Consider the following 11,620-nt stretch of genomic DNA (forward strand, 5'->3'; position numbering starts at 1 on the left):
TCGCTCCCGGATCAGACGCGTTCGATGACGGTGGCGGTGCCCATGCCGCCGCCGATGCACAGGGTGGCCAGGGCCGTCGACTTGTTCGAGCGTTCCAACTCGTCCAGCACCGTACCCAGGATCATGGCGCCGGTGGCGCCCAGCGGGTGCCCCATGGCGATGGCGCCGCCGCAGACGTTGATCTTGTCGTGCGGGATGTCGAGCGCCTGCATGTAGCGCAGCACCACGGCGGCAAAGGCCTCGTTCAGTTCATACAGGTCGATGTCGCCCGGCTGCATGCCAAGCTTGCCCAGCAGCTTGCGGGTGACGGGCTCGGGGCCGGTCAGCATGATCGACGGCTCGGAGCCGATCGAGGCGCCGCCCAGGATCTTCGCGCGGGGCTTCAGGCCCAGGGCCTCGCCCATCTCCTTGGAGCCGACCAGGATGCCCGCCGCGCCGTCGACGATGCCGGACGAATTGCCCGGCGTGTGAACGTGGTTGACGCCCGCCGCCTCGGGGTAGCGCTGGTTGATCACGGCGTCGAAGCCCATGCCGCCCATCATGACGAAGGAGGGGTTCAGCCCGCCCAGGGTCTGCATGTCCGTCTTCGGACGAATGGTCTCGTCACGGTCCAGCTGGGTCAGGCCGAGCTGGTTCTTGACCGCGATCACCGATCGATCGAAGCGGCGCTCGGCCCAGGACTGTGCGGCGCGCTTGTGGCTTTCGACCGAATAGGCGTCCACGTCGTCGCGGCTGAAGCCGTATTTGGTGGCGATCATGTCGGCCGAGACGCCCTGCGGCACGAAATAGGTCGGGAAGGCCGCCGAGGGGTCGGTCGGCCAGGCGCCGCCGTCGGAACCCATGGGCACGCGGCTCATGGCCTCGACGCCGCCGCCGACGGCCATGTCGGCCTCACCGGACTTCACCTTGGCGGCGGCCATGTTCACGGCTTCCAGGCCCGAGGCGCAGAAGCGGTTGATCTGCACGCCCGCCGTCTCCTGGCCCCAGCCGGCCGACAGCACGGCGGTGCGGGCGATGTCCGAGCCCTGCTCGCCCACCGGCGACACCACGCCCAGAATCACGTCGTCGACCCTTGGCGGTGTCCAGGCCGTTGCGGTCGCGCAGGGCTTCCAGAACCTGGGTCGCCAAGCTCAGGGCCGTGATCTCGTGCAGGCTGCCGTCCTTCTTGCCCTTGCCGCGCGGGGTGCGCACGGCGTCGTAGATGTAGGCGTCGGCCATGGAGCGTCTCTCTCTTGTTGTGCCCCTACCGTTCGCTGCGCGGCAGCGAACTGCATGAGGGACGGGTTCTTGGTGTCCCTATCGCTCGGCGCGCGGCGCCTCGCTGCATAAGGGACGGGGTGGCGTCTTGGGCGGCGTGACGAGCGGACGGATCCGATCATCGCGTCTGGAATTGAAACTCAGGGCGTTAGAAAGCCGACGTTTACGTCAACGTCAAGTAACAAGGCGCGTGAGGTCGCCGGATGTCAAAAGGGCGGGCCGTTGTGTGCGGCCCGCCCTGTGTTCTCAGTCTCAGCGGCGCGCCAGCCGCACCAGCTTGCCGTTCTCCTCGTCGGTGACGACCCAGACGGCGCCGTCAGGCCCGACCGCTACGTCGCGGATGCGCTCGCCCAGGCCGGTCAGCAGGCGCTCTTCGCCGACCACGCGGCCGTCCTGCAGCACCAGACGAACCAGATGCTTGCCGCCCAGGCCGCCGATCAGGGCGTTCCCCTTCCAACCGGGGAACATGGCGCCGTCGTAGAAGACCATGCCGCCCGGCGCGATCACCGGGTCCCAGTAGTAGACGGGCTGGACGGTGCCTTCCTGCGTCGTCGTCGCGCCGGGGATGGCGTCGCCGCTGTATTCGATGCCGTAGGCCGCGCCGGGCCAGCCGAAGTTGGCGCCGGCCTTCTCCAGGTTCAGCTCGTCGCCGCCGCGCGTGCCGTGCTCGATGCTCCAGACCGCGCCGGTTCCCGGCTGGACGGCGATGCCCTGCGGGTTGCGGTGGCCGTAGGACCAGATCTCGGGCAGGGCGCCTTCGCGGCCGACGAAGGGGTTATCGGACGGGACCGAGCCGTCGGCGTTGATGCGGATGACCTTGCCGTGGTGCGAGGCCAGGCTCTGGGCCGTCGGCCGCATCGGCTTGTCCGAGCGTTCGCCGATGGTGATGTACAGCTTGCCGTCCGGGCCGAAGACCAGGGAGGAGCCGAAATGCTTGTCCCCGTCATAGGTGTCCTTGACCTGGAAGACGACCTGCACGTTCTCGACGCGGCTCAGATCGTCCGACAGGCGCCCGCGGGCCACGGCCGTGCCGTTGCCGCCGTCTCGCGGCTGGGCGTAGGACCAGTAGATCATCCGGTCCTGGGCGAAAGTCGGGCTCAGGATCACATCCAGCAGGCCGCCCTGGCCGCGCGCCGCCACGGCGGGCAGGCCGCCGATCGGCGCGCCGATCCGGCCCTGGGCGCTGATGACGCGCATCCGGCCCGGCTTTTCCGTCACCAGCCACTGGCCGTCCGGCAGCAGAGCCAGGCCCCACGGATGCTCCAGCCCTTCGGCCACGACGGCGTGCTGCATGGCGATCGTGGTGCTGACCGACGGGGCGCGGGGTCTGGCCTTCGAGCGCCGGCTTCTGATCCGGGTTGTTGGGCGGGCGGGTCTCGACCGGCGCGCCCGTGGCGGCGGAGGACGGCGCCTCATCCTGTCCATTGGCCCCGCAGGCGGCGAGAACCAGGGCGGCGGCGGAAGCGGCGAAGAGGGCGGGGCGCAGCATGGCGGCTCCTGAACAGCGTGGCTTTGAACGGTCAGGATGCCGCCTCGACGCGCTTTGCGCGAGCCGAAACGCGCCGCGACCGATAGTCCCGCACGAAATCCGCATCGAAGCGGCTTGAACCGGAGAGAAGGCGGCGATATACGCACCCCTCTCGCGCTCAGGGGTCGTTCTCGATCCGGCGCGATGCTCCGTAAGGGGTTGGGTAGCTCAGATGGTTAGAGCGGTGGATTCATAACCCACAGGTCGGCGGTTCGATCCCGCCTCCAACCACCAACGCACACCCACCAATGGGTGGTTGCTGCGGGCGAATGAACCGGGCGAGGTCGCCGTGCAGGGTGACCCGCACCGGTGCACCCCGGGATTTGTTGACCGGCTCGATATCGATTCGCTGGATCAGGTCCCTGACGCTGCCGATCAGCTCTCTGTCCGCCACTTCCGTGCTGTCAGCCGCTTGGGCCAGGCGCGATTGCAGCTGTTCGACCTTGCGGGCGTAGTTTTCGGCCGCGCGCGGGTGCAGCTGGACCGGCGGGGCGCCGTCGGCGTCTAGCTGCTGCAGGGCCGCCTTCAGTTCGGCCTGTTCGATCTCGAGGGTCTCCAGCTTCTTGCCGATGACGGCGGCCGCCGTCGCGCCGGAGAGCAGGGCTTCGGCCCCGCGCTCGATCGCCCTCTCGACCTCGGCCAGCCGCCGCGTCAGGGGGCGGCGGCGGTCTTCGACCTGGGCGGCCTGCTCGGCCCAGGCGGCGTGATAGGCGCGGACGTAGGCGGCGACGGCCTCGGGGGCCAGTAGCCGCGTGCGCAGGCCGTCCAGCACGCGCTGCTCGATCTCGGCGCGGCTGACGTGGCGGTTGTTGTCGCAGGCGGACGCGCCCTTCTCGCGATAGGCGGCGCAGACCAGGCGGCCCTGGCTGAGCGAGGTGTAGGAGGCCCCGCAGCAGCCGCACTTGGTCAGGCCGGACAGCAAGCCCGGGCGGCGGCGCAGGCTGGCCCGCTGTGACGGATCGGCCGTCTGGCGGCTGTCCAGCCGCTGGCGGGCGGCGTTCCACAGGTCGCGGTCGATGATGGCCAGGTGAGGGACGTCGATCCGCTTGTGCTCGCTGGGCGGCTTGCAGATCGTGATCTTGCGGCCGGTCTGGCGGTCCTTTCGCATCTCGACGCGGTTGTAGACCTTCACGCCGGCGTAGATCTCGCTGTGAAGGATGCCGTTGGCCCGCTGGCGCGAGCCCTGAATGGACGAGGCGTTCCATTCCCGGCCGGCCGGCGACGGGATCCTGTCCTGGTTCAGGCGCTCGGCGATCTCGCGCGACGACATCCGGTCATGGACATACATGGCGAAGATGCGCCGGATGACCTCGGCCTGCTCCGGGACGATCTCGACGGCGCCGCCGGGCTGCGAACGATAGCCGTAGAGGCGCGAGCCGGTAGCGAGGCCCTTTTCGGCGTTGGACGCCATGCCCCGCTTGGTCTTCAGGCTGAGGTTGCGGATGAAGTCCTGGGCGATGAGGCCCTTGAACGCGACGTGCATGTCCTGGAGGCGATCGGTGGACAGGGTGGCGATGCCGGCGCCGATGTCGGCCAGCCGGTTCGCCACGTGCGCCAGGTGCTCGAGGTTGCGGGCCAGGCGGTCTTCGTCCTCGGCCAGCAGCAGGTCGAACTCGCCCCGCTCGGCCGCCGCCAGGGCCGAAAGGAGACCTGGGCGATTCGCCATGGCCGAGCCGGAGATGGCCGCATCGGTATAGGTGGCGACGACCGCCCAGCCCTTGGCGGCCGCGTGCTGGATCAGCAGATTCAGCTGGTCGGAGATCGAGCGCTCGTTCTGGCGATCGGAGCTGTAGCGGGCGTAAAGGGCGACGCGGGTCATGGCCGTCCGCCCTCCCAATGGGCGTGTGTCGCGGCGCTGTCACGACGGGGGCTTGAGCAAGTTCTGTTGTGCGGGGCGGTTGCGACAACAGCGGTGCATTGTGCGATTTCGCGTCGTGACGACAGGCTGGGCGTGCGTTGAGCGTCCGCCCCCCTTGAAGGCGAGGTGACGATCAGCGCGTTGCCGGATCTCGAACGGTTCGAGACTGGCGGCGTCATCGCTGAGGAACTGTCGTCGTGAAACTGCATCACACCCTCGATCTGGAAGTCTCGAACAGCGTCGGGTTGATCGCCCTGGCCATTGTGGCGGCGGCGATCGTCGCCGTGGCCGTGGCGCTAATCGTGACTCGCGAGCCTGTCGTTCGGCAAGGGGGCGGCGCTGGCGGCCTGGAAGTCGCGGCGCGCATCCGCACGGGCCATGGCCTGAACGATGCGCAGGAGAGCGGGATCGAGCCCGCCGGAGGGGGGCTCGATCGCTTCGCTGGCGCGGCGAGGAGCGGGGGCCATGACTAGTGCTGCGACCCCGTCGCGGCGATCGCGGCCCACATGTCGTTGGCCTTCTGGATCTGTTCGGCCGCCGGCATGGCGTCGATGTCGCGCGCGGCCTCCTCCAGCGCGTCGGCGATCCAGTCGAGCCCGGCCGCCTTGGCTTCAGGACTGCGCCAGGCAGAGGCCATGCGGCGGGCCTTGGCCGGGCTCATGATCAACGCCTGACCGGCGCCCTGCAGGCCGACGCGGAAGCCGACGCCGCGCACGGGCACCATGCCGACGACGACGCCGTCGTGCTGAAGCGGGATTCCTTCGAGGCCGGCCGATCGAGGCGGCATAGCGGTCATGGCTGGCCCTCGATCATGCGGACGCTGTTCGGGTGGCAGCTCAGGGCGTGCCTAATGCCGGCGAAGGCGACATGGACATAGGCGGTGGATGACTTGCCGGGGTGAACGATCCGACCGCGTTTGGCGGTCCAGTCGCCTTCATCGACCAGCTCGACCTCGGCGCCGATACGGGGATCGACGCCATAGGCGCGGCGCACATAGCCGTAGCCGTCATCAGCGCAGCTGGTGACCCGGCGGGCCCTGACCATGGTCAGGAAGTCGCGGAAACTGATCGTCCAGACGTCGCTGTAGCTGAGGAAGGCCTGGTAGACGGCCCCTGACCGTGAGGCGGCCGAGAGCGTCGAGGTAGCAGCATAGTCGCCGACGGTGACGGTCACCTCGTAGAGGCTCCAGTGGGGTGCTGAGGCGTCAGTCACCGCCGCCCTCACCAGGTGCTGCGGAGAGGGCTTCGGCAGCGCGGCGACCGCACATCTGGTCGTCAACAGGGACGTCGGTCTCATCGGCCGACATGGCGCAGTGACCCGGCTCACACGAACAGGCGTAGTGCTTCAGCGCCTCCCGCAGTTTCTCAGCGTCTCGCGCTGGCGCGGGCGAGGTTAGATCCGGGGCGGAAAGCCGGCAGTCAGCGGGATGGAAGACCCAAAAGCCGGGGCCCTTGAGAGAGCGGACGCGGTAGCGCCCGTCCTCTTCCAGGCTGGCGAAGGTCCCGGTTCTCCCGTCGTCATGGCGGAGCAGGGTTCCGGGCGTCGGGGCCGTGGCTGTCTCGCTTCCGGTCAGCGGATCCAGCCCCTTGGCGGCCCGCCAGGCGTCGACCGAGCCGTCGCCATCGAGGACGACGCGGGCGGCCATGGCGGCGGTCTGGACCGCCTCCTTGCGGACGTTGGCCGCGGGCTCGTCCAGGACGGCCTTGACCAGCTCGCCGAACTCCTCGGCCATGGCCAGGGTCATGATCCGGTCGCCGGGGAAGAGGGCGCGGGCGCGCGTCAGCTCGGCCCGCACCTGGTCGAGGAAGTCCTCGACGGGATCCGCCTGCAGGGCGACGGCGGTGATCTCGTCCAGATCCTTTTCGCCCTGGAGGATGGCGTCGCCCTGCCATCCCGCCTCTTCCTGCGCCGCGACCCACGGGGCGGCGAAGAGGCTGATCAGGTGCGGGCGCGTATAGTTGGCCTTTCCGTCCAGCGCCCAGGCCATGGCGGCCTGCAGGCGGTCGCCGTCCACGCCCTCCGAGAAGCCCATCAGGATGTCCTGGATGGCGAGAAAGCGCTTCAGCTGAGCGGACGGGCGCGCGCCGGGTCCGTTGATGATGGCTTTGGTCATGGTTCGACTCCGGCTTCGATCAGCTCGCCGATCGAGATGTTGAAGAGGTGGGCGATGTCGCGGAGCGGATAGCCCTCGCGGCGGAACCAGCCGCACCAGACGATCAGGCGCGGGTGGCGGTCGGGGATGGGGTGCAGATCCAGCATCAGGCGGCCGGATCGAGCAGGACGCGCACGCCGTGCGCGGTGGCGGTGAAGGCCGGCGGCCGTCCGGGCAGGCGCGCCGCCAGTCCGTGCCGGGTCATGGCGCCGAGCGCGGCGTAGACCTTGCGGCGCTCGATTTTGCGCGGGTAGCGCCCGTCGTGGACGGCGCGGAGGATCTCGCTCTCGGTCAGCGGCCGGTCCTGGATCGTGCGCAGGATCCGCTCCCACCGGCCGCCGGGATGGTAGCCCCGGTCCACATAGGCCGGGGGCGGGGCCGATGGCGTCAGAGCAGGCGCCGGCGGCCGAACAGGCGCATCAGGGCCGCGTGAATGATCGAGAGCGCGTAGCCCAGGCAGGCGGTCATGCATCGGCGCCTCCCGTCGCCGGAGCCGGTGCGGGCGGCGGAGGCGGCAGGGCCGCCGTGATGACCTGCAGCAGCTCAGGGATGCCTTCCTGCAGAGGGTCGTCGTCGAAGCCGCGGATGAAAGCTTCGGCCTGCCGCAGGGCGGCGGCCAGGCAGAGGCCCTGTTCGGGCGTCAGCGGCGGGTGGCCGAAGGCGGCGACGTAGAGGTCATCCTTGTCGTCAAAGTTGGCGAAGACCGCGCCGGTGGACATGCCCGCCTTCTTGGCGATCGCGCGGATGGTGCCCTTGGCGTAGCCGACGTCCTTGAAAAGGTCCGTAGCGGCGGCAAGGACGCGCTGACGCGTCCGCAGCTTGGCGGCCTGACGCCGGTTCAGGCGGGCAGGAAGTTCGGCAGCGGCGCCGGGCGTGGCCGGGGCGGAGGAGAAGGTCGCGCCGTCCATCAGGCGGCCCTCGCCGAAGGGCTGCTGACGCAGGTCAGCTGGTTGCGGGCGAGGGCGTGGCGCAGCGCGTCCTGCCCCTGGCGGTCCAGCCAGCAGTGGCCGATCAGGCCGTCGCGATCGCCGCCGAGGTCCAGGACGTAGACCGAGACGCCCTCGCGCATGTTGGCGTCGCCGTCGAAGCGCAGGTCCTCGATGTCGACCAGCTCGATCGAGCGTCCGGCGCGTTCGCGCTGGATGTGGCGCGCCAGGGCGCCGATGTCGGGAAAGGCCAGAGGTTTGGCCTGGGGGTCAGCCCTGAGCAGGGCGAAGCGGACGTCGGGGGACACGGGATAGCTCCTGCGGTGAAGAGTTCGGGGCGCCGGTGCGGCGCGGTGATGGGCGGCCAGAAGGGCGGCGCCTTCGATCCATGGGCGGGCGGACATCAGCGCGTCCCCGCCTGGCGGAGGGCCATCCGGCGGACCAGATCCTCGCGGGCCTTGGCGTAGTTGGGCGCGACCATGGGGTAGTCGGCCGGGAGGCCCCAGCGCCGGCGATACTCCTCCGGCGAGAGGTTGTAGCGGGTGCGCAGGTGGCGCTTCAGCGACTTGAACTTTCGGCCATCCTCAAGGCAGACGATGAAGTCGGCCGTGATCGACTTGCGGATCGGCACGGCCGGGGCGCCGATGTCGGGTCGGCCGATCTCTTCGCCGTGGCCGTCGAAGACCGTGGTGGTCTCGGCCAAGGCGTCTTCGGCCCAGGCGCAGGCCTCCGAGATCTCGCGCTCGTAGTAGTCCGCGTCGCCGGTCTCGATGGTGATCAGGCCGTCCTCAGTGCGATCGCCCCGGAGGACGGCGAGCAAGGGCTCCAGCCGGTCGGTCAGGATCTGCAGGGCGGCGCCGAGGCGCTCGAGGCGCTGTTCCGCCAGTTCTTCGCGGGCCGTGGCGGGGAGCCGTTCGATCGTCGTCGCCGGCAGCGTCGCTTCGGCGCCGGGCTCGGCCGACAGCGCCGGCGTCTCGCTGCGCGAAGACGCGCCGTAGTTTGCGGCCGGGCGTTGGAGGATGCCGGCGGCATAGCGGGCTTCCTGGGCCCGCGTGGCGTTGCCGTAGTCGACGCCGTTGACGACGTGGGGACCGGTGGGCATGGCGGGCTGGCCGAGGATTTGGCGCAGCCAAGCCTCGATGTCCGCCGGCACGCCCTTGCGTTCATTTCGGCCGATGCTGCTGCGGATGCGTTCGGCGGCGTGTTCAAGCGCCTCTGCGCGGCTCGCGAAGGCAGTGGTGTTGGCCGAGTGGACGCCCTTGAGGCGGGCGTGGTGGCCAATGTTGGACAGGGAATAGCCGCTGTCCTCGATCCATCCGTCCGAGCCTCTGATGCGGGCGACCTGGATTTGTGCGCGTGGGAAATCGTGGTCGCCTTGGGTCTTGTGGTCGAGGGCGAAGGTTTCCAGCGAGCCTGGCTCGATCCATTCAGCAGCGACGGCGAAGGCGTCGTTGCCGTATTTCCCGTCCGCGAAGCAGGTGAAATCTTCAGGTACGCCGAACGCGGCGGCGCGCATTGGGCCCCTGTCGGTCGCAGCAATCGCCTGCTCCAGCGGCGTGACGGCTGGCGTCAAAGTTGCGATGACGTTGGCGCCATACTCCGCGACCAGGTCGGACGTGGTCTGCGGCTTGGGCTGGCTTACGCTGTTGCGGAGCTGGTCCCAGCTGCGGTTTTCGAGATAGGCGGCGATGGCGGCGGGCGAGGCTTCGCGGGCGACCTTCAGCTTGGTCTGGACGTCGCGCAGGCCGGAGCGCTCGCCCTCGGCCGCGCGGCCGATGTTGCGGGCCAGCTCGGACGCGTTCCAGCCGGTGGCGGTCTGGAGCTGCAGCAGCAGCTGGGCGTCTTCCCAGGGGGAAAGGTCCTGGCGCTGGCTGTTCTCGATGATTGTGATCTGCAGCGCCTCGGCCTCGGTCGCCTCGCGCTCGATGAAGGGGACGCCGGGTTCGAGGTCGACGGGCAGGCTGTCGTTGAAGAGGGCCGGTTCGCCGTCGAGGATGTTTTCGTTATGAGTCTCGGCGTCCTGATCCATGATGAGGCGGACGGCGCGCCAGCGACGTTCACCGGCGAGGATCATGCGCACGCCGTTCGCATCGGCCGGGGTCAGGATCAGCGGCTGGAGAACGTCGCCGGCGCCGATGATCGAGAGGGCGAGGTCGGGGATGGTTTCGCGATCGACGGGACGGTTGGCCGGGTTCGGGCGGATCTTGTCGACCGGCCAGCGGGTGACAGGCGCGGCGGAGCCGTCGGCCGAAGCAAGGCCTTCGGCCACGTCCTGGCCCGCGACCCATTGGCGGCCCTTGTCGGTCAGAAGCCAGCAGGCGCCGTCGTGCTCGACCACCTGGGCATCGATCAGCTTGTGCATGTCGCGGCGGACGTTTGACGTGACGCGGCCGGTCAGGCCGGCCAGATGGGCGGCGTCGCCGTGCGGTTGTTCGCGCAAGAGGCGCAGCAGGTCGGTGTAGGTGTGAACGACGGCCGGGAAGTCGGGCTTGCGCATTTCGCGCTGAGCGGGGGAAGCCTGTGCGGAAGAAGCCATGTCAGCGGATCCGGTATTGATCGGGAAGAGGTTGGGCCGGTCCCGCCCGCTCGAGGGCGGCGCCGGCGAAGGCGATGGCCAGAAGGACGACCAGGGCGGCGGCGAAGGCTTCGCGCGCGGCGTCGGTCAGGACGGGGCCGGTGCGGCGTGGCCGGGCGGGCATCAGAGCCGCCCCCAGCAGAAGCCGGCGAGAAAGGCGGCGGAGACGGCCAGAGCGGTCAGCATCCACGATTGGAGGCAGCGGATCTTCGCCGCGCGATCCCAGGGCACGCCCGGCGAGGGCTTGGCCGATCCAAGGTCGGAGTAGGCGGCGGCCATCCCGGCCTGGAGCATCCAGCCCAGGGCTCGCTCTGCGAGGAGAGGCGTCAGAATGAGCAGGGCCGCGCCGGCGGAGGCGAGCGGGCTCATATCCCCGCCTCCCCGCAGCTTATTCCCTGGTCGGCCCATTCCCTGTTCTGGCCCGGCCGCCAGTTGCGGTTGAACAGGGCCGAGGCGGCGACGTTCACATAGGCGAAGCTGAGTCCGCAGATGCGTGCGACGCGCTGTTCGGCGGCGTTCAGGACGTAGCAACGGGCCGCGTCGCCCCTCAGGTCGCGGGCGTTCGGATCCACTACGGCGAAGAGGGCGCCGGGGCCGCATTCAAGAGCGCGGCAGAGGGATTTGACGACGTGGACGGGGTCGGGACCGTCGAAGCCGCCCGAGATCTCGATCCGTTCGGAAGGGCAGGGCGGGCGCAGTTCGATGACGACCAGGGGGCCTTCATCGTTGCCCGCCAGGGCGGCGCGCATGGCGGTGGCGTCGGCAAAGGAAAGGGCGGAGGCCATCAACCTTCATCCCCATCAGTCGGACGGACCCGGGCGGACCAGGCGTTGACGGCGTCGACCTTGGCCTCGGCCTGGACGACGGCGGCGTTGAAGGCGTCCGCGAAGAGGTCGCAGGCGCGCAGGGACCGCTCCAGTCGGACCAGCAGGGCGAGGACGGAGCAGGAGACGGTCGGCAGGGACCAGGACCGGCCGTCCATGCGGATGCAGATGCGCCCTTCGACGAAGGGGCCCGAGATCACCGCGGCCGTCGAGAGGTCGAAGGACCGAATGGGCGCGCTGTGCAGCTGGGCGATGATGTCCAGCAGGTCGTCATCGATGCTGACGACCGGGACGGCGCCGTAAAAATCATGGTCTTGAGCCGGGCGCACGGCGTGCGCGTCCGGAACTGACGTCGGGGCGGTGGACGGTTGGAAAAATCCGTGGGCCATGGGGCGCTCCTCCAAAGGGACGCCCCGCGCCGAAACGGAAGAGCGCCGGGAGGGGGATGGGGGCAAACCCAACCGAACGGCGCGGGACGGCGCAAACATGCCAAGCGTTTG

15 protein-coding genes, 1 tRNA gene and 3 pseudogenes are annotated in these 11,620 nt (G+C 69.6%); 3 read left to right on the top strand and 16 right to left on the bottom strand.

Annotated features, from left to right (window positions below; genetic code table 11):
* Positions 1–11: 11 nt before the first annotated feature.
* Together FGL25_RS00350 and FGL25_RS00355 are read right to left on the bottom strand one after the other, a co-directional pair.
* A pseudogene (locus tag FGL25_RS00350) lies at positions 12–1,218 on the bottom strand (acetyl-CoA C-acetyltransferase).
* Positions 1,219–1,509: 291 nt separating this feature from the next.
* The gene (locus tag FGL25_RS00355) at positions 1,510–2,550 is read right to left on the bottom strand and encodes a PQQ-dependent sugar dehydrogenase (protein ID WP_354702781.1); all 1,041 of its coding nucleotides are present in this window, start codon (positions 2,548–2,550) and stop codon (positions 1,510–1,512) included.
* Between FGL25_RS00355 and FGL25_RS17850 the strand changes: the two genes are divergently transcribed.
* Together FGL25_RS17850 and FGL25_RS00360 are read left to right on the top strand one after the other, a co-directional pair.
* On the top strand, positions 2,549–2,758 hold the full coding sequence (locus tag FGL25_RS17850; protein WP_354702782.1) for a hypothetical protein: 210 nt from the start codon (positions 2,549–2,551) through the stop codon (positions 2,756–2,758). The genes FGL25_RS00355 and FGL25_RS17850 overlap by 2 nt on opposite strands.
* Positions 2,759–2,942: 184 nt before the next feature.
* A tRNA-Met gene (locus FGL25_RS00360) sits at positions 2,943–3,019 on the top strand.
* On the opposite strand, the gene FGL25_RS17855 is transcribed toward FGL25_RS00360, so the two are convergent.
* Positions 2,976–4,604, bottom strand: a complete 1,629-nt coding sequence (locus tag FGL25_RS17855; RefSeq protein ID WP_354702814.1) for a recombinase family protein — start codon at positions 4,602–4,604, stop codon at positions 2,976–2,978. The two genes, FGL25_RS00360 and FGL25_RS17855, sit on opposite strands and share 44 nt — an antisense overlap.
* A 236-nt stretch (positions 4,605–4,840) precedes the next feature.
* Here FGL25_RS17855 and FGL25_RS00375 point away from each other — a divergent pair, with 236 nt between their 5' ends.
* Positions 4,841–5,116: a hypothetical protein gene (locus tag FGL25_RS00375; RefSeq protein WP_138140615.1), complete on the top strand. Its 276-nt coding sequence runs from the start codon at positions 4,841–4,843 to the stop codon at positions 5,114–5,116.
* On the opposite strand, the gene FGL25_RS00380 is transcribed toward FGL25_RS00375, so the two are convergent.
* The 13 genes and pseudogenes from FGL25_RS00380 to FGL25_RS00425 form a co-directional block, all read right to left on the bottom strand.
* Positions 5,113–5,439: a hypothetical protein gene (locus FGL25_RS00380; protein WP_138140616.1), complete on the bottom strand. Its 327-nt coding sequence runs from the start codon at positions 5,437–5,439 to the stop codon at positions 5,113–5,115. The two genes, FGL25_RS00375 and FGL25_RS00380, sit on opposite strands and share 4 nt — an antisense overlap.
* Entirely contained in the window at positions 5,436–5,855 is a 420-nt protein-coding gene (locus tag FGL25_RS00385; protein ID WP_138140617.1) for a hypothetical protein, read from the bottom strand. The genes FGL25_RS00380 and FGL25_RS00385 overlap by 4 nt, the downstream gene beginning before the upstream one ends.
* On the bottom strand, positions 5,848–6,756 hold the full coding sequence (locus FGL25_RS00390) for a hypothetical protein (RefSeq protein ID WP_138140618.1): 909 nt from the start codon (positions 6,754–6,756) through the stop codon (positions 5,848–5,850). The genes FGL25_RS00385 and FGL25_RS00390 overlap by 8 nt, the downstream gene beginning before the upstream one ends.
* Positions 6,753–6,902, bottom strand: a complete 150-nt coding sequence (locus FGL25_RS16730; protein ID WP_167493260.1) for a hypothetical protein — start codon at positions 6,900–6,902, stop codon at positions 6,753–6,755. The genes FGL25_RS00390 and FGL25_RS16730 overlap by 4 nt, the downstream gene beginning before the upstream one ends.
* Complete coding sequence (locus FGL25_RS00395) at positions 6,902–7,267, bottom strand: hypothetical protein (RefSeq protein ID WP_138140619.1); 366 nt, start codon at positions 7,265–7,267, stop codon at positions 6,902–6,904. The genes FGL25_RS16730 and FGL25_RS00395 overlap by 1 nt, the downstream gene beginning before the upstream one ends.
* On the bottom strand, positions 7,260–7,703 hold the full coding sequence (locus FGL25_RS17860; RefSeq protein WP_138140620.1) for a TetR/AcrR family transcriptional regulator: 444 nt from the start codon (positions 7,701–7,703) through the stop codon (positions 7,260–7,262). Before FGL25_RS17860 ends, FGL25_RS00395 begins: the two co-directional genes overlap by 8 nt.
* Positions 7,703–8,125, bottom strand: coding sequence for a hypothetical protein (locus FGL25_RS00405; protein ID WP_138140621.1), 423 nt, complete (start codon positions 8,123–8,125; stop codon positions 7,703–7,705). The genes FGL25_RS17860 and FGL25_RS00405 overlap by 1 nt, the downstream gene beginning before the upstream one ends.
* Positions 8,125–8,373, bottom strand: a pseudogene (locus FGL25_RS17070) (MucR family transcriptional regulator); the annotation flags it as partial. The pseudogene FGL25_RS17070 and the gene FGL25_RS00405, both read right to left, overlap by 1 nt.
* Positions 8,374–9,765: 1,392 nt before the next feature.
* A pseudogene (locus tag FGL25_RS17075) lies at positions 9,766–10,257 on the bottom strand (ParB N-terminal domain-containing protein); the annotation flags it as partial.
* A 1-nt stretch (position 10,258) separates the two neighbouring features.
* Positions 10,259–10,420: a hypothetical protein gene (locus FGL25_RS16735; protein WP_167493261.1), complete on the bottom strand. Its 162-nt coding sequence runs from the start codon at positions 10,418–10,420 to the stop codon at positions 10,259–10,261.
* The gene (locus FGL25_RS00415; RefSeq protein WP_138140623.1) at positions 10,420–10,665 is read right to left on the bottom strand and encodes a hypothetical protein; all 246 of its coding nucleotides are present in this window, start codon (positions 10,663–10,665) and stop codon (positions 10,420–10,422) included. Before FGL25_RS00415 ends, FGL25_RS16735 begins: the two co-directional genes overlap by 1 nt.
* Positions 10,662–11,081, bottom strand: a complete 420-nt coding sequence (locus FGL25_RS00420; RefSeq protein WP_138140624.1) for a hypothetical protein — start codon at positions 11,079–11,081, stop codon at positions 10,662–10,664. Before FGL25_RS00420 ends, FGL25_RS00415 begins: the two co-directional genes overlap by 4 nt.
* Entirely contained in the window at positions 11,081–11,509 is a 429-nt protein-coding gene (locus FGL25_RS00425) for a hypothetical protein (protein WP_138140625.1), read from the bottom strand. Before FGL25_RS00425 ends, FGL25_RS00420 begins: the two co-directional genes overlap by 1 nt.
* Positions 11,510–11,620 lie beyond the last annotated feature (111 nt).

The organism is Brevundimonas vancanneytii (genome assembly GCF_901421975.1).
In the GTDB taxonomy this organism is placed as follows: Bacteria; Pseudomonadota; Alphaproteobacteria; order Caulobacterales; family Caulobacteraceae; genus Brevundimonas; species Brevundimonas diminuta.